Consider the following 25,508-nt stretch of genomic DNA (forward strand, 5'->3'; position numbering starts at 1 on the left):
GATGAAACTAAGATACTTTCTTCATGCGCACCTTGTGTGAGTATCAGTGTCGCCATATTATTCACGATACCTAACGGCACTACTGGCGTTGCCTTACACCACCTATCACCATTATATCCCCCAAAAACACGTACGTGTTTTTTTAAAAGCCAAAACTAAGCCTTTCGTATTAAAAAGATTGTATCTTTACAACCGGAAGACAGGATAGCCTGTCTCATTATATATAATCATTCATTATTAATCACTAAAACCTATAAACACTATGGGAAAATTTATCAACCCCTTTACCGATTGGGGATTTAAGCACATCTTCGGGAGGGAAGTAGACAAGGACATATTAATCGAGTTCTTGAACGACCTGTTAGCCGGTGAGCATGTCATCACGGATCTGCGAATCATGAATAACGAGCAAATGCCGGAGACGGCTTTGGAGCGAAAAGTGATATTTGACATTCACTGCGAGACAAGCAACGGGGAGCGGATTATCATCGAGATGCAGAACCGGGAACAGCCCTATTTCAAGGATCGTACCTTGTATTATCTCGCACGATCGGTGGTAGACCAAGGGATCAAAGGGGTATGGGACTATAAATTGGCGGCCGTATACGGGGTCTTTTTCTTAAACTTCACATTGGAGGAGGGAAAAGGAACCGGAAACAAGGGGAAATTCCGAAGAGACATCGTCTTGGCGGACCGGGAGACCAGGGAGGTATTCAACCCCAAGTTCCGCCAGATCTATATCGAGCTTCCCCGATTCAAGAAAGAGGAGGAAGAATGTGAGACAGATTTTGAACGTTGGATTTATGTATTGAAACATATGGATACTTTAGACAGAATGCCTTTCAAGGCACGCAAGGCCATCTTCGAGCGACTGGAACGGATCGGCTCGATGGCAAACCTCACTCCCAAGCAACGGGCGCAGTACGAGGAGGAGTGGAAGATCTATAACGATTATTACAACACCTTGGACTTCGCCGTAGAGAAAGGCCGAAAGAAAGCGATGGAGGAAGGCCGGGCGGAAGGCTTGAAGGAAGGTAAACGATCCATTGCCCTCAACCTAAAGAGGATGGGACTCGGTATAGAACAAATTTCCTCGGCCACCGGCCTTTCCCTTGAAGAAATTGAAGCTCTGAAATAAGAGAGCTGCACGATTGATATCTACTTGAACCGGATTGTATCGTCTATATCAGGTAGATATCAATATGTGGTATTGACACCCTTTCTATCACAGATCAGACTTCCTCCCTAGATTCGTTTTAATTCCCTTATTTTTCCCGTTCTTCCCAATCAGGGATTCATCTCTCAAAAAAATAATATCTTTGATTAAACCTTTTTACGAAAGGGGAGTCTAAACTTGCGTTTAGTTATATATTTTGGAGTAACGAGTGTAAATTATCAGTAAATACCATACGAGAACATGATGACAAAGAGAGCGAAATGGGGAGTTACGGCGGCTATCTTATTAATGATAGCGGGAATGATCGCTTACCCTCAATTGAAAAACAAGTTCAAGGCATCCCAAGATGCCGCTTCCGTCGTACCCACATCGGGCACGAGCCTGCGAAACCAGACACTTAACATCAACGCCGAGGTATTGAAATACCAATCATTAACCGATAAGATCATGAGTACCGGGAGTACCCTTCCGGACGAAGAGGTGGATTTGGCTTTCGAGTCCTCCGGTAAGGTGGTAGCAATCTATTTCACGGAAGGTACCCACGTAAAGGCGGGCGATCTGTTGGCCAAAATCAATGACAAGCCGCTGCAAGCCCAGCTAAAGAAGCTGGAGGCTCAAGTTCCTTTAGCCAAGGATCGTGTCTATCGCCAACGTACCTTGTTGGAGAAAGACGCCGTCAGCCAAGAGGCCTACGAGCAAGTAGCCACCGAATACGAGAAGCTAATGGCGGATATCGAGCTAGTCAAAGCGAATATCGCCCAGACAGAGCTTCGGGCTCCTTTCGATGGAATCATCGGACTTCGCTCCGTGAGTGAGGGCGCGTACGTTACCTCCTCCTCTTCCGTAATCGCCAAGTTGACCAAGATATCCCCTTTGAAAATCGAGTTCTCCATCCCCGAGAGCTACGCAGCCGAGGTACAAGACGGAACCCCGATCCTATTCCGCATGGAGAAAGACGGTATGATGCAGAACTATAAGGCGACCGTTTACGCCGTGGAAAGCAAGGTAGATATGGCGACCCGTACCTTGAAAGTACGTGCCACTTACCCGAATCCGGGCGAGAATATCTTACCCGGCCGTTATACCTCCGTCGAGATCAGCAAGCGGGAGATCAAGGACGCTTTAGCCATCCCCAGCGAGGCCGTTATCCCCGAGATGGGAAAAGACATCGTTTACTTATATAAGAACGGCGTGGCCGAGCCTCAAGAGATCACGATCGGTATTCGAACCGAGAGCCGTGTACAGGTATTGCAAGGGTTGAATGTGGGCGATACGCTGATCACGTCCGGCGTGATGCAGTTACGTACCGGCATGAAAGTTTCTATTGACAACTTGACTGAATAAGGAGAAGAACGATGGCAAATATTTCAGAAACCAGTATAAACCGGCCCGTACTCTCGACAGTGATGATGCTGGTCATCCTCCTGTTCGGCTTTATCGGTTACCGGTTCCTTGGCGTCCGGGAGTTCCCGAGCGTAGACCAGCCGATTATCTCGGTCAACGTATCTTATCCCGGAGCGAACGCCGACGTGATCATGAACCAGATCACCGAGCCGTTGGAGCAGAATATCAACGGTATCCCGGGTATCCGTTCATTGAGTAGCGTGAGTAGCCAAGGCAGCAGCCGTATCACGGTAGAGTTTGAGTTGTCCGTGGATATGGAGACGGCGGCGAACGATGTACGTGATAAGGTATCTCGTGCCCAACGCTACCTTCCCCGTGACTGCGACCCACCTACGGTATCGAAAGCGGATGCCGATGCCTCCCCGATCATGCAGATCGCCATCCGAAGCAACAAACGCTCGTTGATGGAGTTGAGCGAGATCGCCGAGCTGACGGTGAAAGAGCGCTTGCAGACCATCGAGAACGTGAGTGGCGTGGATATCTGGGGACAAAAACGGTATTCCATGCGTCTATGGCTGGACCCAATCAAGATGGCGGGTTACGGAGTGACCCCGATGGACGTGAAAAACGCCGTCGATAACGAGAACGTGGAGCTTCCTTCCGGTAGTATCGAGGGAAATACGATCTCCTTATCCATACGTACCTTAGGATTGATGCATACCGCCAAGGAATTCAACGATTTAATTATCAAGGAAGACAACAACAACATCGTGCGCTTCAGTGATATCGGACGTGCGGAGGTAGCTCCCGAGGACTTGCGGAGCTTACTGAAGAAGAACGGCGAGCCAATGGTTATGACCGTTATCATCCCCCAACCGGGAGCCAACCATATCGAGATCGCCGACGAAGCCTACAAGCGTATCGAGCAATTACAAAAAGACCTGCCGGAAGATGTCACGATCGAGATGATGTATGACAACACTCGCTTTATCCGGGCCTCTATCAGTGAAGTACAACAGACGATTTACGAGGCTTTCCTCTTGGTCGTATTGATTATCTTCTTGTTCCTCCGCGACTGGCGGGTCACGCTGGTTCCTGTCGTCGTTATCCCCGTATCGTTGGTAGGAGCTTTCTTTGTGATGTATATCTCCGGATTCTCCGTCAACGTATTGACGATGTTGGCGGTCGTGCTCTCGGTCGGTCTGGTGGTAGACGACGCGATCGTGGTGGCGGAGAATATATATGTACGTATCGAGCAAGGCATGTCACCGAAAGAGGCGGGTATCGAAGGATCGAAAGAGATCTTCTTCGCCGTGGTATCTACCACGATCACCCTGATCTCCGTATTCTTGCCGATCGTGTTTATGGAAGGTATGACGGGGCGCTTATTCAAGGAGTTCAGTATCGTGATCGCCGGTTCGGTCGCTATCTCCTCGTTCGTGGCCCTTACGTTTACACCGATGTTGGCTACCAAGCTATTGAAGAGGAGAGAGAAGAAAAACTGGTTCTATCGGAAGACCGAGCCGTTCTTCGAGGGATTGAACACGATCTACGCCAAGTCGTTGAACGCGTTCTTGAACCATAAGATATGGTCGATCCCTATCGTTATCCTTCTTTTCGGATCGATCGGGTACTTCTGGAAGAACATTCGTTCCGAGTTATCGCCTTTGGAGGACCGTTCCATGATCTCCGTGAATATGCGCGGGCCGGAAGGGGCTACCTTCGAGTTTATCCGCGACTACGCGGACCGTATCGAGCAAATAGCCGACTCCATCGCTCCCGAGAAGCAATCCATCATGACCCGCTCGTGGGAAGGAGGAGGTTCGCTAAACCTCATATTAAGCGATATCAAGGAACGGGAACGCTCGCAGATGGAGATCGCCGAGACCTTGTCGAAAGAAGTCCGCAAAGAGACCTTGGCCCGCGCCTTCGTACAACAGCAATCCACCTTCGGCGGACGCCGGGGCGGTATGCCTATCCAATACGTACTGCAGGCCCCGACCTTGGATAAACTGCAAGAGTTCCTGCCTACGTTTATGCAAAAGGTGAACGAGAGCCCGGTCTTCCAGATGGCGGACGTGAACTTGCGCTTCACCAAGCCGGAGGCACGTATCGAGATCGACCGGGATAAGGCTTCCTTATTGGGCGTCAGCACCCGCAACATCGCCCAGACCTTGCAATATGCGTTGAGCGGACAGCGTATGGGCTACTTCTATATGAATGGTAAGCAATACCAGATATTGGGCGAGATCAACCGCCAGCAACGAAATACCCCTGTCGATTTAAAATCGATCTATGTACGTAGTAACAATGGGGAAATGATCCAGCTGGATAACTTGGTTAAGGTTACGGAAAACGTGGCGCCGCCCCAATTGTATCGCTATAACCGTTTCGTATCGGCGACGGTTTCCAGTGGATTGAATAAAGGATACACGATCGGCGATGGTCTGGACGAGATGGACCGTATCGCCTCGGAGGTGCTGGATGGTAGCTTCCGTACCGCTCTTTCCGGCGAGTCGAAAGAGTTCCGTGAGAGTTCTTCCAGTTTAATGTTCGCCATGATCTTGGCCTTGTTGATGATTTATTTGGTGTTGGCCGCCCAGTTCGAGAGTTTCAAGGACCCGTTGGTAGTGATGTTCACCGTACCTTTGGCTATCGCCGGTGCGTTGATGTTCATGAGTTATTCGGGTATCACGATGAATATATTCAGCCAGATCGGTATCATTATGTTGATTGGTTTGGTGGCGAAGAACGGTATCTTGATCGTAGAGTTCGCCAATCAGCGGCAAGAGTCGGGACTTAGTTTGCCGGAAGCGATCCGCTTGTCCGCGACCCAGCGTCTGCGCCCGATCTTGATGACTAGCGTATCCACCATCCTCGGTTTGGTGCCATTGGTATACGCTACTGGCGAGGGTGCCCAAGGGCGTATCGCCATGGGTGTAGCGGTAGTAGGCGGAATGTTGGTATCGACCTTCTTGACCCTGTTTATCGTACCGGCCATGTATTCATTTATATCCACCAACCGAAAAAAACAAAACACCAAGTTGTAGATTTATGAAGAAATATGTATATACCTTATTATTTGCCTTCTCTTCCCTCTTTATGGCGGAAGCGCAGCAACTATTCGATCTGAAACGGTGTATCGAAACCGGATTAGAGCAGAACTACTCCATCCGTATCATTCGTAACGAGCAACAGATCAGCGACAATAACGCCACCCCGGGAAACGCCGGTTATCTGCCTACCGTAGATATGAGCGGCGGATTCAGCGGAAATATCAATAACAACCGTAACAGCCTGCAAGACGGATCGATCGAGAAGGCGAATGGTATAAACAGCGAGACGGGCAACGTCGGACTAAACGTTAACTGGACGGTTTTCGACGGTTTCGGTATCCAAGCCGAATACTCTCGCTTGAAAGAATTACAGCGAATGGGGGAACTGAACACCCGCATGACCATCGAGGATTTCGTAGCCAACCTTTCCAGCGAGTACTACAACCTGATCCGGCAGAAAATCCGTTTGCGTAACCTCCGTTCCACCTTGGATCTTTCCAAGGAGCGTTTACGGATCGTGGAAGAACGGTATTATATCGGCTCCATGTCCCGTCTGGACTTGCAACAGGCTCAAGTGGACTTCAACTCGGATAGCTCCAAGGTATTAAACCAATTGGAGGTCGTGCATACCTCCCGTATCCGCCTGAACGAGTTGATGGCATTAAATAATGTGGAGGAGGAAATCCAGATCAAGGACTCCTTGATCTACCCGAACCCGTTCCTCGACGAGGTAGATCTATGGAAGAATACCCTCGAAGCCAACGCCTCACTCCTGATCGCCCAAAAGAACCAGACGTTGTCTGAGCTTGATTATAAAAAGGTAAAAAGCCGCTATTATCCCTATGTCAAGCTAAACGCAGGCTACGGCTACACGGCAAACTGGACGGAAGTGGGCAATTACGACCTCCAACAACGGCAGGGGCTTAATTACGGCGTGACCATCGGTATGAGCCTCTTCGATGGTTTCAACCGGAAACGTGAGCAACGCAACGCCCGCATCCAAATCGAGAACCAGCAATTGCGCATCCAAGAACTGGAACTTGCCCTGCGTGCGGACATGAGCAACTTCTGGATGGCCTATAAAAACAACCTCGACCTATGGAGCCTAGAGAAAGAGAACCTCGTAGCCGCCCAAGAGAACTACCGGATCGCCATCGACCGCTATAAACTTGGCGAGTTGTCTGGTATCGAATTGCGTGAGGCACAAAACAGTCTGCTGGAAGCGGAGGAGCGTCTTTCCGTGGCGGAATACTCCACCAAGATCTGTGAGATCTCGCTGCTTCAATTAAGCGGGCAGATATTAACCTATATCCGCCCAGAACCGGAGAAAGCCAGTTTCTAAGATAAAGCTAGTGCCACGCTGATGGCATGACTGTGCCACTGCGATGGCACGCTGGTGCCACCTTTATGGCACGGCTGTGCCATCCGCATGACACAAGTCATTATAACCCCGTTTAATGACTAGAGGCTTATGCTAATTGCGTTTTTTTATGTAAGTTCGCGGTAAATGGCAAGGTCTCATTGCCCAATGACAAAAAGAAATGCAAATACTACCAAAGGTTAATACATTACGAAAAGGATCGCTCTTGTACCGCAGCATCCGTTACCGTAAAGGATTCGGAGTACATTCGCCTTTCGTTTTTAACCTCATCACGAAGGTCATCGAGGAAAAATGCTCTTATTATAGTTTCTATGATATAGAGCTTTTACGTAAGCAGTTATTATTCAGGGAAGGAGAGATCACCTATCCAGACCGGCAGAACAAAGGGAAACGAAAGACCCGTTCCATCAGCGAGATCGTAAAACGGGAATCCATCCGGCCCAAGCATGGCGCCTTATTATTCCGTTTAACAAACTATTTCAAGTCCAAGAATATCCTCCAGATAGGAACCACGATGGGGCTGTCTACCTTATATCTAACCTCCTATGCCACGGGATTGAAATGTATCGCCTTGGAAAATGTACCGGAATTCGCCACGATTGCCCGTCAAGCATTCGCTAAAGAGGGACGTAATCCCGTCGATTTGCGTATCGGTAATTATAAGGACTTGCTTCCCCAAGCCTTAAATGACATAAATAGCTTAGATTTTGTTTTTTTCAACACTTTATATGAACAACATAACAACCTCTGGCTGTTTAATGAATGTATGAAATACGCGCACAACGATACGGTATTCGTTTTTGAGGGAATCAAGGCGAGCCGTAAGATGCGTGAACTTTGGGAAGAGATCTGCGCATGTCCGGAAGTGACGGTCACCTTAGATCTTTACTCGCTAGGGATTGTCTTATTCAACAAGAAATTGCACAAACGAGATTATATTGTTTATTTTTAGGATTCAAAACAAGTCAGATATGAAGAAGAGTATTATCTATACCAGAACAGGCGATAAAGGAACCACTTCACTGGTAGGTGGACAACGCGTGTCGAAAGCGCACGATCGGATCGAGAGCTATGGCACCGTAGATGAGCTGAACTCCTTTATCGGATTATTAATCACGGCCTTGAATGATGAGAAAGATACTGATTTCTTATCATTCATCCAGCATAAGCTATTCACGATCGGTTCTTACCTAGCCACGGATCAAGCGACCACGGAATTGAAAATCGAGAGCAAGGTAACGCCCGAGAGCATCGAGCGTATCGAGCGGGAGATAGACCGTCTGGATAACGAGCTGCCGAAAATGCACGCGTTCATCCTACCGGGAGGATGCCGCTCGGCCGCCCTCGCACACGTTTGCCGCACCGTTTGCCGTCGTGCCGAGCGACAAATCTATCGCTTGGCCGAGAATTGCCCCGTTGAGGAGCCTGTATTGATATTTATGAACCGTTTATCGGATTATTTCTTCGTTCTGGCACGAAAAGAATGCATAAATAATAACGGTAAAGAAATTATTTGGGATTATACTTGCGTATAATAAATAAAATCATATTTTCGCGGAAAAATAGAGAACCAAATCGCTTCGGCGGTTATTAATACTTGACAGCTATGTATTGGACATTAGAGTTAGCTTCAAAATTGGAAGACGCACCCTGGCCTGCGACTAAGGATGAACTTATTGACTATGCACAACGTTCTGGTGCGCCATTAGAAGTGATTGAGAATTTGCAGGAAATGGAAGATGAAGGCGAGATTTACGAATGCATGGAAGACATCTGGCCGGATTATCCAAGTAAAGAAGACTTCTTCTTCAACGAGGAAGAATACTAGTTCAATTGAGAATTGAAAATTGAAAATTAAGAAATAGAAGAACGAGGTGGCGGACGATCGAGTTCCCCTGCCTCGTTGTTTTTTTGTGAAAATACAATTTATCCGGATTTGCTGCGTTTGTAGTTACAACGTGAAGTGAATGTTTAAATGAGAAGACGTCTTCTTTCGATCTTGATCCTTTTGTGTACTTGTGCGGGAATCGTACGGGCGCAATATGACGCACGCTTAAGTCAATACTTCATGGCGAAACCGTATTATAACCCGGCCGTGGCCGGAGCTACGGAGGACTTGAATATATTGGCTCTCGCCCGCTTGGAAATGATCGGCGTACATGGGGCACCCAAGTCGTTCTTCATTACCGCGGATATGCCACTCGCTTTAGGCAAGACGAATCACGGTGTCGGATTGGTTGTATTTACCGAGGCGATCGGGCTTTTCCAGAATACGCATGTAGGGGCGCAATACGCCTATAAGTATAAATTATTCGGGGGAGTCTTGAGCGGAGGTCTGCAAATCGGCTTAGTCAACCAGTCGTTCGACGGAACCAAGGTGATAAAGGTTGAGTCCGAATACCATCAAGAGACCGACGCCGCCATTCCTGTAGAGCAGGTCAGCGGCATGGGGTTGGATATGAACTTCGGTATTTACTATACCCATAAACGGTTTTACGCCGGGTTTGGCATGACGCATATCACCCAACCGGAGCTTCAACTGGACGAGAACGCCTATACCTATATAGGTCGTTCACTTAATTTAATGGGTGGATACAATATTCAATTAAAGAATCCGTTGATAGAATTACAGCCCTCGGTGTTCTTGCTGACAGACATGCAAAGTTTTCATGCGGATATTACCGCTAGGCTGGAATATAATAAGATGTTTAATGGAGGTTTTTCCTATCGGGTGAATGAATCGGTGGGCATCATGTTCGGCGTAAAGCTAGGTCGTTTCCATGCGGGTTACGCCTTTGATTTCCCGACCACGGCCCTAGGCCGGGCAAGTAGCGGTAGCCACGAGCTATGTGTCAAGTATGCCTTAAAGCTGAACAAGACGAAGACAGGGAAAAATAGACATAAAAGTGTACGTATATTATAGTATATGAAAAAAGTATTATTAGTACTTGTAACGGTAGCCTTGCTTACCTCCTGCGGTAAATCTCTCCGGAGTGCCGGCGGTGAGGTGACAGGTGTCAGATCGGTAGCGTTCAATGAACCAGCGCCGTATGGAATGGTCTTGGTTAAAAGAGGTTCGTTCGAGATGGGTCCCGCCGACAAGGATTCCTTGTGGGGAATCATGCCGGAGACGAAAGGGGTCTCTTTCGATGCGTTCTGGATGGATCAGACAGAGGTAACGAACGCCAAATATCGCCAGTTCGTTTATTATGTGAGAGACTCTATTATCCGTGAACGCTTGGCGGACCCGGCTTATGGAGGCAACGATCTGTTCAAGATCACGGAAGACCGTTACGGGGAGCCTGTCACTCCGCATTTGGACTGGAACCGTCCGATTCCTTGGAGACGGGCGAACGAGGATGAGCAACGTGCGATAGAAAGTGTCTATTACACGAATCCCGTTACCGGAGAGAAAGGTTTGGACCCTAAACAAATGATCTATAAATACGAGTGGTACGACTATACCGCCGCCGCCCTTCGCAAGAATCAGTTGAACCCGGCGGACCGGGTTCGTAATACGGATATTCAGGTAGATCCGAACGAGGTAGTCATGATCTCCAAGGACACCGCTTACATCGATGATGAAGGACGTGTAATCAACGAGACGATCACCCGCCCGTTAAGCAGCGAATGGGATTTCTTGAATACCCGTATCGTCAATATCTACCCGGACGAGAATTGCTGGGTGAACGATTTCAAGAATGCGTACAACGAGCCATATACCCGTATGTATTTCTCTCATCCGGGTTACGATGATTATCCTGTAGTCGGTGTTTCTTGGGAACAAGCGACTGCCTTCTGCGTATGGCGTACGAATTTATACAAAGAATCCTTGAGCTTGCCACCGGGACAATTGGTAGAGCCATTCCGTCTTCCGTCCGAAGGAGAATGGGAATATGCCGCCCGTACAGGTAAGAACGAGAATAAGTTCCCTTGGTCTACCGACGAGCTTCAAGACAGCAAAGGTTGTTTCTTGGGTAACTTCAAGCCGGGTAAAGGTAATTATACGGAGGATGGCCATTTGATTACGTCTCGTGTAGGCTCTTTCGCCCCGAATGAGTTCGGGTTATACGATATGGCAGGAAACGTGGCGGAATGGACCTCAACGTCTTACTCCGAGTCTGGCCCGAGCCAAATGAGCGACATGAACCCGGATCTGCGTTACAACGCCGCCAAGAACGATCCCTACGCCATGAAAAAGAAAGTAGTGCGAGGAGGTTCTTGGAAAGATGTCTCACAATTTATCCGTTCGGACATGCGTACTTTCGAGTTCCAGAACGAGAGCCGTTCTTACATCGGTTTCCGTTGCGCACGTACCCAAATAGGATTCTCTCGCTCCAAGGGAAAGAAATAAGCGGGAATTATAAATTTAAAGTTTTGAATCATTTAAGACAATAATACGACGATGGGAAAATATAGAAGATATAAAAACAGACTGGAGATGTTCCTCTCCAGCGAAAGAGGAAAACGAGTATTGAACTTCCTGTATAGTTGGGGTGCGTCCATCGTAATCCTCGGTGCGTTATTTAAGTTATTACATATACCATACGCTAACCAAATCTTGTTCGTGGCGATGATCACCGAGTCTATCGTATTCTTTATCTCGGCGTTCGAGCATCCGAACAAGGAATATCATTGGGAAGATGTTTTCCCCGTATTGAAATCAAAGAACCCGATGGATCGTCCGGATTTCACCGGTACGCCGATCTCAACCATGATCAATTCTACGGATAATGTAGAAGACGATGAGATAGCCGGGGGAATAAATATCGGTTCGGCAGCGTCTAAGGCGAACGCGCAAAGAGGTGGTTCCTTGAATATCGCAGGTAATCTGGACGTGACGGAAGAAGATACCAAGAACTTATCCGAGAGCATCAAGAAATTAAGCGGAGCGGCCGAGCAAATTTCCAAGATGGCGGAATTGACGGAAGCTACCCAAAAATATCTGGAGCAATTATCTGGCATGTCTGAGAACATGGAGCGTTTCAGCCAAGTGACTAATTCGCTTACGAACGTATCCGATACACTGTTGAACTCTTATAAGAGTATCACGGATAATTCCGATGGCATCAACCAAAACTCCCGTGGTTACGTACACCAGATGGAACAATTGAACCGTAACGTATCCGGATTGAATACCATCTATGAGATCCAGTTGAAGAGTATCAGTTCGCAGATCGAATCTATCGAACACATCAATAGTGGATTGAATCGTATCCGTGAGATGTATGACGGATCGGTGGTAGATAGTTCCGTATTCCGTAACGAGACGGAAAAGATGACTCGTCAACTGGCCGAATTGAACCAAGTATACAGTCGTTTATTGCAAGCGATGACCGTGAATATGGGCTACCAACAACCGGCGCAGCCGCAACAACAACCTCAACAACCGATGTATCAGCAGCCACAACAGCCCGGTTACCAACAGCAATATCAGCAACCCTATGGTTACCAACAGCAACAACAGGCTCCGTATACAAACAACCCAATGAAGTAAAGAAATATGGCAGGAATATCAAATAATCCCAATTCTCCCCGTCAGCGGATGATCAACCTGATGTATCTGGTGTTCATCGCCATGATGGCACTGAACGTGTCGTCGGAGGTGCTGGATGGTTTTGAGTTGGTGGAAGGTAGCTTGCGAACCTCTATCGATAACTCCTCCCGCCGAAACAAGATCGTAGCGGACGAGATGGAAGCTTATTACCAAGAGAATCCCCAGAAAGTGGGTGAGTGGGCATTGAAGGCCCGTGAGGTGAAAAGAGCCTCAGATAGCCTCTATACGTATATACAAGATTTAAAGATCCGTATCGCTAAGGTAGCTGATGGCGAGAATGCCAACGTAAACAGCATCGAGCATAAGGATGATTTGGAAGCCGCCTCCCGTGTAATGCTCTCTCCTGTAAGCGGAGAAGGTAAAAAGCTGAGAGCGGAAATTGATAAGTATCGTATCTGGATGGGCGGCTTTATCGAAGATTCGGCGAAGACTGCCGTATTGGAGGCGAACCTAAGCACGACTCCCCCTCATAAAGCGGGGATCAATACCCGTACTTGGGAAGAGGCCTTGTTCGAGAATATGCCGGTAGCGGCGGCTGTTACCCTGTTAACAAAAATGCAAAGTGACGTTCGCTACGCCGAAGGTGAGGTCTTATCGAACTTATTGAATAGCGTAGACGTTGGCGATTACCGTGTGAACCAGATCACGGCGCAGGTAATCCCGGAAAGCCAGATCGTAATGCGAGGAAGCCAGTACAAGGCGAATATCGTATTATCGGCGGTAGACTCTACGAAACGTCCTACGATCTATGTAAACGGAAAAGAATTACCTTACGAGAATAAAGGAGTCTTCACGGTGAATACCGGAGCTGCCGGGACATTCCCGATCAAAGGTTATATCGAGATGCCGAATAGCGACGGCAGCATCATGCGCCGGGATTTCGAGAGCGAGTATTTCGTGACCGAGCCGACAGCTACCGTGGCCCCGACATTGATGAACGTATTATATGCCGGTATCGCCAACCCGATGCGTATCGCCGTCCCGGGTGTACCGAGCGGTAATGTGACAGCTACCATGACGAACGGCACATTAACCCGCAGCAAGGATGGTTGGGAAGCCCGCCCGTCTAAAGTAGGAACGGAAGCCGTGATCACGGTAAACGCTCGTATGGCGGATGGCCGGAACATAGAGATGGCAAAGACTACCTTCCGCGTGCGTGCCCTCCCCGATCCCCTACCTTATATCGAGTATAAGGATCAAAACGGTAACGTCCGTAAGTTCAAGGGAGGTATGATCGCCAAACGTAGCTTGGTAGAGGCTGACGGTATTCTGGCCGCTATCGACGATGATTTGCTAAATGTAAAATATACGGTATTACGTTTTGAGCTGACTTTCTTCGACTCCATGGGTAACGCTATCCCGGAAGTGGCCGAAGGAACCAACTTCTCGCAACGTCAGAAAAACTATATCCGCAATTTAAGTAAGGGTAAACGTTTTTATATCACCCGTGTAGTCGCGAAAGGTCCGGACGGTATCGAACGTACCATACCGACTATCGAAGTAATCGTAAATTAAGATTCGCAGTATGAAACATCTGTATTACATAGCCGCTTTGGCCGCCACTTTTTTAACAGCGATGCCTCTTCACGCGCAAGAAGAAGCAGAGAACGATGCTACGCAGCAACAACAAACGCGTCGCCGTTCGCCTCAAGCCAGCCGTGGGGAAAGAAACGATAAGAAAGATACCGGTTTACCCGAACTGACCGTACGGGCCCAAGATATGAACGAGCGTTTGACGCAAGAGATCGGGAACGCTCGCTGGATGCGTATTATCTACCGGCAGGTGGACTTGATGAAAGAACAGAACGCTCCGCTTTATTACCCGACCCGCCCGATGAACGGACAGATGAATCTTTTCTCCGTAATCTTCCAGCTTTTAGGTGAGAACAAGATCAAGGCCTATGAGTATCTGGACGGATACGAGGAGTTTGACGAAGCCCATTTGATCAACTTCAAGGATTTGCTGGATCGCTTCTACATCCTTTATGAGGAGATACCGGGGAGAGCGGGTGAGGAACCGACTTTCGTAATCAATGAAAGCGATATACCTGCAGCCGACGTACGGTCTTACTATGTAAAAGAAGCATGGTATTTCGACCAGAATAATTCCGCTTTTGATGTCAAGATATTGGCGATTTGCCCGATCCTTACCTCTACAGGTGATATGGGAGAGACAACCATGCCTATGTTCTGGCTTCCTTACGAGAATATACGTCCGTATATCAGCAATTCATACATCATGACGTCTAATATGAATAACGCCATGACTTTTACGATGGATGACTATTTCCGTCGCCGGATGTTCGAGGGGGATATCATCAAGACCCAAAACTTGATGAATCTGCCATTGCAGGCGTATTGCCCGACACCGGATTCCTTAAAGAACGAGCAAGCTCGTATCGAAGGTCAATTAACCAGCTTTGAGAAATCACTCTGGTATCAACCGGATACGACTCAAGTAGCGGTAGACAGCAAAGCCGCGAAGAAAGCCAGAAAGAGCGCCGCAAGAGGAAAAGGTACTACAACCAAAGAACCTGCCTCCGAAAAAAAAGCTCCCACTGTCAAGGCTCCGAAAGCAGAAAAATCCGCTCCGGTACGCAGTGTTCGACGCAGAAGATAAAAACGGACTCACGATACGGGTCTGAGCGATAACCGGTGATACGCAACATATGAATAAAGAAATCAAGATTAGACAAGAGCAAGAGAACGACTTTCAAGCAGTAAGGGAAGTCGTGGAACTTGCTTTCCGTGACGTGGAGGACAGTGATCAAAGCGAACCGTACCTTGTAGAACGTTTACGAAAAACGGACGCTTATATTCCTGAGCTCTCCTTAGTCGCTGAATTAAACGGCGAAATCATAGGGCATCTCATGATGAGTAAGGTGGAAATCGTATCAGAAGACCAAAGCGTGATCTCTCTTGGGCTAGCACCGGTTTCGGTGGTACCGAAGTACCAAAGGATTGGCGTTGGTAGCGCTTTGATCCGTGAAGCGCATAAGCGAGCGGGAGAGCTAGGCTATAAATCGGCCGTCTTATTAGGACATAAGGATTATTATCCGAGATTCGGATATAAAAGGGCGATTGATTTCGGCATTGAGTTCCCATTCGATGTCCCCAGCGAATATTGCATGGTTGTCGAGTTGGCACCGGAAGGACTCAAGAACGTGCATGGAATGATTAAATATGCCAAACCTTTTATGGAGTGAGAACTGTCTGTAATGAAATGAGACGGGACATACCCCATCTCATTTCACCAGATAATCAGATCCTTATTTAGAACCTACCCATGTCCACTTATGCCAAAGACCTTCCAACGGTCCGTGTTTATGTCTTTCAGCCCACCATTTACAGAAGCGTACTTGCAAAAAGAAAAAGGCGATACCGATGAACATGCTGACCGTATAACCGCAGTAAGGAGCCAGATTCAAGCCGATCGGGAAATAGATCAACGCACCAGCAAAAGATTGTGTCACATAATTCGTCAAGCTCATCTTTCCATAAGAGCGCAAGATAGAGGTAAAACGCTTAAAGGCCTCGCGCTGATACAGTAACACAAAGGAAGCCACCAATACGAACGTAAAAGCGAATTTCTGCCACATATCAAACACAACACCTGCCGTCTGGCGCACGATAGCGCTGTCCGCCGTATCCATCAACAATACTTTCAGTTGGTATAAAGGACCGAAAGCGATCGCAGTAATGATCAAGGTCTTTATCCAAAAACGGGAATTCTCCTCCGAGGGGATAAATAACTTCTTGCGCCCGATCAACATTCCCAGCATAAATAACCCGCAGGTCTGTACATACCGGCCGGCACCAACAGCCCAGAGCAAACTAGCCTTTTGTCCTAACGTCACGTTCTGCCAGATGAAATTCCATAAATCCCCCCGCTTGGTATGCTCCGCCATCTCTGAGTACATCTCCCCTACTCCTAAATTGGGTAATTGGTAATCCGGATTAAACAGGCTAGCGATATAATGATACCACTCCACCGGCTGCAATAAAAAGATAATAGCCGTTATCAAGACAGCCTTATCGCTCCATTTACGCACGATAAACAAAACAACGCCCACGATCGCATACAGCAGCAAAACATCGCCTGCCGGATAAAAAGCGGCGTTCAACGTAGCGAAGATCGTCAACAGCAGTAATCTCCAAAGGAAGCGGTAACCGAAGTCTTTTCCCTTCGCCTGCTGGTTCGAATACTGTATATAAAAGGTAAAACCAAATAACAAGGCAAAGATAGAATACGATTTCCCGGCAAACAAAGCGAATACCACCGTAAACACGCCTTCATTCAATACGTTCAACCATCCCGGCAGCGTAGCCGGGTCCGGATAGACCGGATAGATAAAATGTTCCACATTATGCACTAATAAGATTGCCAAGACAGCGAAACCACGTAGCGCATCCACCACCTCTACACGAGGTGACTTAGAGATTGTTGTTTGTTGCATACTATTTATTTGCTATTTGTTGTTTCTGTTAACCATGCTACCTTTTGATTGGACTCATGCGGTTGGCCGATAATATCCGCATAAAGTTCCGGACGACGGGCATTTCGGTAACGATATCCTCCAGCCTGTCTCAATTTCTCAGGGATAGCCGTAGCGATCACGAAATCATCACCCAGTTTACGGCATTCCGCCACGATATCGCCGAAAGGATCCAGAATCATCGAGCAACCGTTCTTGATCTCATTATAATCACGCCCGATCGGATTGGAGAATACCACATATACCGCATTGTCGTACGCCCTAGCGGGAAGCCATTTCATAAGCCAAGCACGTCCCTTCAGGCCATCGAACTCCTGTCGCAAGGAAGTCGGGTCGTTTGCCCGGTTCTCCCATAACACAGGATTTATCAAACCAGCCCCGGGGCGAGGGGAAGGGGTACACATCGTCACGTGAGGCATGAAAATGATATCCGCCCCTAATAAGGCCGTGGCACGGACATTCTCTATGATATTATTATCGTAGCAAATCAATATGCCACATTTCCATCCCTTGATCTCAAAAACCACATATTGATCGCCCGGCAAGATATTCGGATTAATAAACGGATGTAGCTTGCGGTACTTTGCCTTCAAGCCATTGCCATCCACGCAAACTTGCGCTTTATAGATACGATCCCCATGCCGCTCAAAGAATCCGGCCAGTAGCGTGACGCCAAACTCTTTGGCGATGGCGATCAAGGCTTGCGTACTCTCCCCCGTGGGGATCGGTTCGGCAATAGCCAACAATTCCTCGCGAGACAAGTCCTTGGCAAACGTATATCCACAAACCGAGCATTCGTGAAAAGCCACTACATCCGCTCCCTCTACCGACGCTTTCCGGCACATCTCCCGGATGATAGAAAGATTATACACTTTATCGTTATCCCGTGTCTCGAACTGCACGGTAGCAATTTTTAATGGTTCCATGATATTTTGATTTAATTGGTTTATATATTTTTCGACTAGATTCGCAAAGATAACAATAATATACTACTTTTGCGGGATAACTTTTTCTACCGATCATGAATATCAGACGAACACGAAAGGAAGATTTGCCCCAGATAATGGCAATCTACGATTATGCACGCAGGTTCATGCAAGAGCATGGCAACGGGAATCAATGGATCAATGGATATCCTTCCGAGGAATTGATCTCCAACGAGATCAAGGCCAGCCATAGTTTCGTATGCGAAAATGAGCAGGGCGAGTTAGTGGGGACCTTTTGTTACATCGAGGGAATCGACCCTACTTACCTAAAGATCTATGAAGGCGAATGGCTGAACGATGAACCTTATGCCGTGATCCATCGCATGGCCTCCAACGGTAAGCAAAAGGGGATCTCGACCGAATGTCTAAAATGGGCATTCGCTCATTGCGATAATATCCGTATCGATACACACCGGGATAATATTGTCATGCAAAACTTATTGAAAAAGCATGGCTTCAAGCAATGCGGTATCATTTACATCGCGAATGGTACGGAACGCATCGCTTTCCACAAAATAGTAAACCCAACAAATAAAGAATCATGAAGCATCCTATTGACCTAGAGCATTGGAACCGGAAAGAACATTTCCTGTTTTTCGGTTCTATGGACGACCCTTTCTTTGGACTGACCACCCAGATAGACGTGACCTCCATCTATAAAGAGGCGAAAGCGGATCATGCCTCTTTTTTCCTCTACTCCTTACATAAGATTATGACAGCCGTTAATGAGGTGGAAGAGTTCCGGTACCGGATCATCGACAACACCCCTGTCTGCTTCGACCGAATCCACGTGGGAACAACGATTGGGCGAGAAGACGGAACATTCGGCTTCGGCTTCTTCGAATATACACCGGACAGGCAACTGTTCCTTCAAAACGCACAGAAAGAGATCGAACGTGTGCAAGCTCTCACAGGCCTTTGCAAAGATAGGGAATCTGACCGGCAAGACCTAGTCCGTTTCTCCCCGGTCCCATGGATCGCCTTCACGGAGATGAAACACGCTTCCTCTTTCCGTACAGGCGATTCCGCTACCCGCATCTCCACCGGAAAGCTGATCGAGCAGAACGGGCATCGGATGCTCCCTATCTCCGTAACGGCTCATCATGGCTTGATGGACGGCAGACATGTGTCTATCCTCTTAGATCGTATAGCGGATAAAGACGGATGAGACGGATGAGCAAGGCAATCCGTTTCCGATTCTAAGGATGAAACTAAAGATGTGTTCTTATGAGCTTTGCGAGGCATGTTTTCTTTATGAATCAGATCTATTTGATAAACATTAATTCTTTCCCAACACTTTTTAGCGAGAAGTGATTGTTTCCATCGAAACGTTTCATAAACAGATCATTAAAAAATTATCACGATGGAAAGAGAAAGAGAACAAGGTTCCGACCGACTTGACACGGAGGAACGCAAAGAGTTGAACGACTCTGATTTCGGATTACCCGAAGAACGAAAATATCCTATGCCGGACGCCACACACGTACGGGCGGCCGAATCCTATTTTCGATACGCTACCGATCAGCAAAAGCCGGAATTAGCTCATAATATCTTGAGAAAAGCCAAAGAGTTCGGGGTTGATGTCGAAAGTCCGACAATCTTAGAATGGGCAAATCGCTACTAATACCCATTCTGATCCGCTTATTCACCGATACACCGTATGTGTTGGGTGGCACATACGGTTATGGCAGGTTATTTGCGTACCTGTAAAAAGCGCTTTGTCAAATATCTGCGAACCGGCTCGTCATAAAGTTTCAAACTAATGTAAGCCAATACTATACTTCCGATAACTAATGCCAACGCTTCCGGCCACGCCTCGGCAAATGTAAGGTTCTCCTTCTTCACCCACCCAAAATACAAGTATATAAGAGGGTAATGTACCATATACAAAGGATAAGAGATATCTCCCAAGAATTTACAAATACGGGCGGAATGCTTATCGGTTGTCTTCCCGGAAGCCCCCAGATAAACAAGCATAGGGAATATCAGGATCGCGCATACGGAATCATAGATACCGTTCATCCATAAGGTCTCACCATTACCGACATAGGGCATGGAGAGTAAAACGACGATCGCCAGGCTACAGATCCAAAAAGTACCTTTGACATGAATGGGCTTAAAAACGCGCGACATCAACAATCCCATCGAGAAAGAAAATAACACTCGTAAAAAGCCACCGATCAAATTGTACTCTTCCATCGTCCACCCCACACCTAGGTGCCCCGCACCGGAAAAATTGAATATAGCGAACGAAGCCAATCCGATTCCCGCCAAGACAATAAGTGCCGTAAGCGCCTTCGTTGACATCCGACGAATAAACAAAGCATACATAATATTTCCGATATACTCGAAGAACAAAGACCAACTAGGGCCATTTAAAGGAAACATCTCACCATTTCCACGGATCTCAGGCCCGGAACCGGGTACAGCCGGTATCAAAAAAAGGTTGATAAGCAAAGCTAGCATCACCATGGATATAGAGACATGCGTACCATCCCACTTCTCACACCCTTGTATATAAAACGCGATAACTCCCAAAACGGCTCCAAGGACAACCATCGGATGCAAACGGATCAATCGACGTTTGATAAAATCCTTTGTTGTCATGGTTTTCCACCGGTCGTCATAAGCATAACCAATCACGAACCCAGACAGGATAAAGAAGAAATCAACGGCTAAATAACCGTGATTAAATTGTTGATCAATGGGACTCGTAGCAAAGGCTTCGAATACATGATAAAATATAACCATTAACGCTGCGACACCTCTCAATCCATCAAGAAGGTCATAATGAGGTTTTGTGTCCGCGAATGCGGCCGCTGAGATTTTTGAGTTTGACATTAATTGTTTGAGCTTATTTTTGATACTACTATTACTCCTAATTTCCGCAAAAATACAAAAAGGCCCCATCTTTCACGTTATTAGACAGTTCTTTTTTCATTAGTTACACATAAATAAGGTCGCAAAATACGAAGTCCCCAGCAAAGCTTACGCCTGCCGGAGACTTGTTTCTTTATCCGTACTCCATCCTCACGGAGGTACTTACGGACCTCTTAATTTATTACTTTAGTATTAATATTAATCCAACTCCCGCCTGTTCATCCGTCACGGATTACTTGGGATCGAAACCCTCACGGGAATTGTTGATTATCTTATTTCATTATTCCTTTATTGAATATCCTTATTTTACAGCTACTTTCACGGTCTCGTTACCTACCGTTACGAATACTACACCAGCAGGGGCGGCGATAGTAGCGTTGTCGGAAGTAAGAACTGTCTCAGCAACTGTCTGGCCTAATACAGTACGAACGTAAGCAGTCTCGCCTGCGGCACCTTGGATAGTTACGACACCGTTACCGGCTACAACTACGATAGAAGATTCTTTTGCGTCGATAGATTCGTTGGCTGTCGGAACCTCTGTGCCAAGCGTGAAGACCATTGCCTTTTCTGGATTTGTTGTTAAACCTAACATACCATTCAAAGCATATACATAAGCTGTCTTATAAACATCACCCTCTTTGACCTTTCTTTGAGAAGAAACGAAATATTCATCATCTCCCTCCGCAAGTGTGATATTAAACTTGAACGCATCCAATCGATCTGTTGATTTCACGCTCTTGTCATCGTTAAGCTCCTTAACAACCTTAACGGTCTCACCTTTCACGGTAGTAGTGATTGTATCAACCCCCGTAAGGATAGCCGGGCGGAAGATAACCTTCGTCTCAGACTTGCCTGAACCTTCCAAATAATATTTCTCGTCCGTATATTGTTGCGCAGAACCTTCAACGAAATAATGCAAAGAATCTGTCGGATTGAACATGAACATTCTCTCAGCCGGTTTTTCCTCACCTTCAGCCACCTCAATACCCTTAGAGATATAGAATGACGGAGTCTTAGCCTTGCTATCCGCTGTATCTAACCAGAAGATCATGCTTTCAGCGGACAAGATGCCCTCGTTGAAGCCATTCTTATTCAACTGATAGTTGATAGAGCCTAACATATTGTCGAAAGAAGCGTGACGAGGTTTAGCGGCCAATGACGGGTTGAACGGATTAGCGTCCAAAACCTCAACGTTAGCGTAAGTCTTATTAATATCATCAGCAGATTGGTAACGATTGGCCGCATAAGTAATAGCCATAGAAGTAGTATTTACGCTAGCCATTTTTGCACTACTACCAGTTGAGCCATCATAGCTAAGCTTACCGTCTGTTACAGCGCTCACCGCAACTAAAGAATAAGCGCCAGCGGCATTCTTAACAACAGCGAACTCTGTAGCGGCATCAGCAGCCTTATCTCTAGATGCGGCAGCGCCAAGATATTTAGCATCATCACCTTTGGCTTCCGTATAGCGTAAAACATAAGTCGGAACAACCAATGTATCGCCATCAGCCTTCATGACAACCTCTCCCTTATCATTCAAATAAGCGAAAGCATTTGTGCTTATCACATAATCCTCAACACCTTGCAGAGATTTAGTAGAATGATCTTTCGCTCCCTTTATTCTTTCCGGATAAAGAACGATTAAATTCTCCTCTTTGGTTGAAGCCTTCATTGTTTTAGTAGCATTGTCATCAATAGCGTAAAGAGCTTTCTCTCCAAATAACGCGTCCTTACCATTGAATGTCATCTTAAAGCCTTCTGCGATCTGAGTATCCGTGAATACCTTATATCCGTCCGTACGAGTCGTAGCGATCGTGTTGAACTTAACGGAAGTATTGTTTGCTAAAGCTAACGCTGTTGTTACACCCTTATTTGCGGCGATTGTTACATCAGTGCCGTTGTACTTAGCGTTAACTACCTTATAGCCACCTTCAGCACCATTAGGTTGTAAACGTAATACTAAATCATCACCAGTCTCACGGTTTGTCAATGTAAATTCATATTTGCCGTTGAAGCCAGAAACGATCCATTGTGATACCGGCATAGTGAAATCTACGCTATTATAAGCGGCGACACTTAAGCTTGAACCATCAGCAGGATCTATTGTCAAATACTTATGGTACTCAGTTTGTGAATCAGCCTCATCATTCTCACTCTTGGTTGAGCTAGTGAAGTAGATATTAACCACATTCTCAATGTTCTTCTTCAACAATACTGAAGCGTCAAGGTAAGAGTTTTCACCTAGTTGAGGATGGATAGCGGAATATTTCGTTCCTGACATTAGAACAGAAGTAACATAAGTTTTCGTATCAGAAACAGATGGCTTAACAGCAGCTACGTAAACCTTCGTCGCGGCTGTTGTTTGATCTTTTTTCTTATAATCAACAGTCAACGTCAATTTACCATCCTCATTCAATACGTCTTTCGCCGTAATCGTAAAGTTTGCGTTAGAGCAAGAGTCAGCGTTGGCCGTAGCAACCGATCCCTTCATCCAATACAAAGCATATCCCTCATTGTCTTGCTTACCATTGATGTCATAACGATTAGAGGGATCTAAAGCTAAGAATGTAATTTCTTGAGCCGCTGTCAAGATTGCGTCATTATCTGGAGTCTCTGCATTTACCGCACTAACAAATGCCTTAACTTTCTTCGAATCACCTTTCACGAAATAAGTACCGGCAGCCAACTTATTCTCATCAGAAGGTTGAGTTGCCGCAACCTCATCCGTAAATGATACGGGAACAACCTTATCAAACAAATTTCCAACCAGTTCATTCGTTGTATAATCGAATGACAATGTTGTGCCATTTGAATTATAGTCATTCAAATAAGCGGCATCAATACCCTCTGAGCAAGAGAATGCTTTCAAGCCAGTCTTTACTTCTTTTGTAGGTACAGTTACTGTATACAAACCTGAGAATTTCAACTTGCCCTCTGATACAGCGAACTTAGCATTCAACTCAGAAAGATTCTTGTCGGTAGCGGCAGTCAACGCATTACCGTCTTTACCGGTAACTACTTGATAAGCCACACCACCAACATTAGCCCACAACTCAAAAGAGTTAGATGAATAATTACGGATAGTAAATACGACTCCTGTAGTTGCATTACCATCAGCATCACCAAAAGAAATAACCTTCTTTTTGTCCTTTGTCGTAAGAACATCTGTAACCTTCAACAATTCATTCTCAGACGCACCTAGATAAAAGCTCATTCCATTAGCAAGAGCCGTCTTATTCTCGCTATAGGAAATTACGGTCTTAACCGTAAGATCAGTAGCGGCATACGCAGCATTAAAAGCAGGTCCACCTAGCAGTAAACCAGCTGTTAACAAGGTAAAAATCCTTTTGTTCATAAATTCAAAATTTAATATTAATAATAGTGTTAATTAAAGTCCATCCCGTCGTTTAGCACCCTTGTTTTACCCGAAAACGACTAGTCTAAACGATCATCTAGATCTTGCGTTTTTTAAGGGGGTAAAAAGAATGGTTCGTGAAAGGAATCGGCTGTTTCGTAACGGATAGCCTATTTGATTGATAAGAAAGAGGATAAGGGGTGAAAAAAATAGCTCAGAAGGGTTGCAAGTATCGAAGAAACGCGTACCTTTGCAAATGACTAAAAGAATCGATCGTTTAAACTAGTCGTTTCTATCCCATAAAAGATTGTCAAACATCAAGGTTTTTAACTATATATAATGTACAGGTGTACATTAAAATAATGTAAACCTATCAAAGCATAAGATCTGAATCAAGCTTCCTCTTTGACACAAAAGTATTGATAGTACCGCTAGCTTCGAGTTATAGGTATTTTATAGGCTCACCCGATAATCATTGGGGATATCTTCAGGCTCATCTATATTTCAGCCGGCAGCCTAAGATAAGTCGGCCAACAGATGAGATCATGAGATAACTATTGCCATATAAATCGCTGTCTTATAAACTATTAATCAACAGACCAACTCACTTGAGAAAGGCTTCCCAAGTGAATAACTAACCACTTCCAGACTCGTAAGCTTACGGCTACCCCCAGCCGTAAGTTATTCACTTGACAAACCGTAAGTTATTCACCTGACAAGGCATAAATTATACATTAACCGTCTCTCCCCCGATGGTTATCGGGAAATGGCAGAGGAACTATAGATACAAGTGGCCCATTTGTCTTTTTGACAACTTGTAATCTGAAGTCCCGGAGAATCGATTATTCCGTACCCAAGTGAGTCTCGCTTCCAAATTCGAGAGAAAAAAACAGCAATTCTCTGTTTGATAGCTGTTTGCTGAAAAACGGCCTTTCGTTCCAGTCGAAATAATTCACCCTAGTTCATGTTTTACGGTCGTTAGGCGGTAATAATGCCCAACGCTACCGCATCTGAGGGCCGATGCCTATATATGTGTAGGCTTACGCCACTATATGTGTAGCTTGACGCGACTATATGTGTGGGTTAACACTGCTATATGTGTGAGTTGATACAGCCATATGTGTAGGTTGATACGTATATATTCGTTAAAAAGCGACGCTTATCGTGTTAAAAAGCGGTTGTGGTAGCTTGTTCGCGCTCCCCGCTTACGCTCGTTGGCTTTTATAGCCAGAGAGCCGTGTCGTGAAAAAGAAGGTATTTCAATCAAAAAGATACC

General features: G+C 46.3%; 20 protein-coding genes. 16 read left to right on the forward strand and 4 right to left on the reverse strand.

Annotated elements, in window-relative coordinates; all coding sequences use genetic code 11:
- The first annotated feature begins 262 nt into the window (after positions 1-262).
- From DW205_RS05495 to DW205_RS05555, 13 genes are all read left to right on the forward strand, one after another.
- Positions 263-1,138 carry an Rpn family recombination-promoting nuclease/putative transposase gene (locus tag DW205_RS05495; protein WP_005863254.1) on the forward strand — a complete coding sequence of 292 codons (876 nt, stop codon included), beginning with the start codon at positions 263-265 and terminating at the stop codon, positions 1,136-1,138.
- A 282-nt stretch (positions 1,139-1,420) separates the two neighbouring features.
- Positions 1,421-2,521 carry an efflux RND transporter periplasmic adaptor subunit gene (locus tag DW205_RS05500; protein WP_034530110.1) on the forward strand — a complete coding sequence of 367 codons (1,101 nt, stop codon included), beginning with the start codon at positions 1,421-1,423 and terminating at the stop codon, positions 2,519-2,521.
- A gap of 11 nt (positions 2,522-2,532) precedes the next feature.
- Positions 2,533-5,571 (forward strand): efflux RND transporter permease subunit, encoded by a 3,039-nt coding sequence (locus DW205_RS05505; protein ID WP_005863258.1) that lies wholly within the window; start codon positions 2,533-2,535, stop codon positions 5,569-5,571.
- 4 nt (positions 5,572-5,575) lie between these two features.
- A complete protein-coding gene (locus DW205_RS05510) occupies positions 5,576-6,919 on the forward strand; it encodes a TolC family protein (RefSeq protein ID WP_005863260.1) in 1,344 nt (447 codons plus the stop codon).
- Positions 6,920-7,118: 199 nt separating this feature from the next.
- Positions 7,119-7,910, forward strand: a complete 792-nt coding sequence (locus tag DW205_RS05515; protein WP_005863261.1) for an O-methyltransferase — start codon at positions 7,119-7,121, stop codon at positions 7,908-7,910.
- Between the two features lie 19 nt (positions 7,911-7,929).
- The gene (locus DW205_RS05520; RefSeq protein WP_005859850.1) at positions 7,930-8,493 is read left to right on the forward strand and encodes a cob(I)yrinic acid a,c-diamide adenosyltransferase; all 564 of its coding nucleotides are present in this window, start codon (positions 7,930-7,932) and stop codon (positions 8,491-8,493) included.
- 71 nt (positions 8,494-8,564) lie between these two features.
- On the forward strand, positions 8,565-8,786 hold the full coding sequence (locus DW205_RS05525) for a DUF2795 domain-containing protein (protein WP_005633363.1): 222 nt from the start codon (positions 8,565-8,567) through the stop codon (positions 8,784-8,786).
- Positions 8,787-8,933: 147 nt separating this feature from the next.
- Positions 8,934-9,881, forward strand: coding sequence for a type IX secretion system membrane protein PorP/SprF (locus tag DW205_RS05530; RefSeq protein ID WP_008777736.1), 948 nt, complete (start codon positions 8,934-8,936; stop codon positions 9,879-9,881).
- A 3-nt stretch (positions 9,882-9,884) separates the two neighbouring features.
- A complete protein-coding gene (locus DW205_RS05535; protein WP_005863265.1) occupies positions 9,885-11,312 on the forward strand; it encodes an SUMF1/EgtB/PvdO family nonheme iron enzyme in 1,428 nt (475 codons plus the stop codon).
- A gap of 51 nt (positions 11,313-11,363) precedes the next feature.
- Positions 11,364-12,455, forward strand: coding sequence for a gliding motility protein GldL (gldL, locus tag DW205_RS05540; protein ID WP_008777735.1), 1,092 nt, complete (start codon positions 11,364-11,366; stop codon positions 12,453-12,455).
- Positions 12,456-12,461: 6 nt separating this feature from the next.
- Positions 12,462-14,030: a gliding motility protein GldM gene (gldM, locus tag DW205_RS05545; RefSeq protein WP_005859860.1), complete on the forward strand. Its 1,569-nt coding sequence runs from the start codon at positions 12,462-12,464 to the stop codon at positions 14,028-14,030.
- 10 nt (positions 14,031-14,040) lie between these two features.
- Positions 14,041-15,135 (forward strand): gliding motility protein GldN, encoded by a 1,095-nt coding sequence (gldN, locus tag DW205_RS05550; protein ID WP_005863269.1) that lies wholly within the window; start codon positions 14,041-14,043, stop codon positions 15,133-15,135.
- 49 nt (positions 15,136-15,184) lie between these two features.
- Entirely contained in the window at positions 15,185-15,721 is a 537-nt protein-coding gene (locus tag DW205_RS05555; protein WP_005863271.1) for a GNAT family N-acetyltransferase, read from the forward strand.
- Positions 15,722-15,784: 63 nt separating this feature from the next.
- Here the strand turns inward: DW205_RS05555 and DW205_RS05560 are convergent, their stop codons facing one another.
- Positions 15,785-16,972, reverse strand: coding sequence for a DUF418 domain-containing protein (locus tag DW205_RS05560; protein ID WP_005863273.1), 1,188 nt, complete (start codon positions 16,970-16,972; stop codon positions 15,785-15,787).
- Positions 16,973-16,977: 5 nt separating this feature from the next.
- On the reverse strand, positions 16,978-17,937 hold the full coding sequence (locus DW205_RS05565) for a nitrilase family protein (RefSeq protein ID WP_005863275.1): 960 nt from the start codon (positions 17,935-17,937) through the stop codon (positions 16,978-16,980).
- Positions 17,938-18,032: 95 nt separating this feature from the next.
- Here DW205_RS05565 and DW205_RS05570 point away from each other — a divergent pair, with 95 nt between their 5' ends.
- From DW205_RS05570 to DW205_RS05580, 3 genes are all read left to right on the forward strand, one after another.
- Entirely contained in the window at positions 18,033-18,542 is a 510-nt protein-coding gene (locus DW205_RS05570) for a GNAT family N-acetyltransferase (protein WP_005863277.1), read from the forward strand.
- Positions 18,539-19,165 (forward strand): chloramphenicol acetyltransferase, encoded by a 627-nt coding sequence (locus tag DW205_RS05575; protein ID WP_005863279.1) that lies wholly within the window; start codon positions 18,539-18,541, stop codon positions 19,163-19,165. The genes DW205_RS05570 and DW205_RS05575 overlap by 4 nt, the downstream gene beginning before the upstream one ends.
- Positions 19,166-19,360: 195 nt before the next feature.
- Positions 19,361-19,621 carry a DUF6582 domain-containing protein gene (locus DW205_RS05580; RefSeq protein WP_005859868.1) on the forward strand — a complete coding sequence of 87 codons (261 nt, stop codon included), beginning with the start codon at positions 19,361-19,363 and terminating at the stop codon, positions 19,619-19,621.
- Between the two features lie 68 nt (positions 19,622-19,689).
- Here DW205_RS05580 and DW205_RS05585 read toward each other — a convergent pair whose 3' ends face one another.
- Together DW205_RS05585 and DW205_RS22760 are read right to left on the reverse strand one after the other, a co-directional pair.
- Positions 19,690-20,838, reverse strand: coding sequence for an acyltransferase (locus DW205_RS05585; protein ID WP_008777734.1), 1,149 nt, complete (start codon positions 20,836-20,838; stop codon positions 19,690-19,692).
- Positions 20,839-21,178: 340 nt separating this feature from the next.
- Entirely contained in the window at positions 21,179-24,232 is a 3,054-nt protein-coding gene (locus DW205_RS22760; RefSeq protein WP_005863282.1) for a DUF6383 domain-containing protein, read from the reverse strand.
- Between the last annotated feature and the right edge of the window lie 1,276 nt (positions 24,233-25,508).

The sequence above is a fragment of the Parabacteroides sp. AM17-47 genome (assembly GCF_003434625.1).
Classification (GTDB): domain Bacteria; phylum Bacteroidota; class Bacteroidia; order Bacteroidales; family Tannerellaceae; genus Parabacteroides; species Parabacteroides distasonis.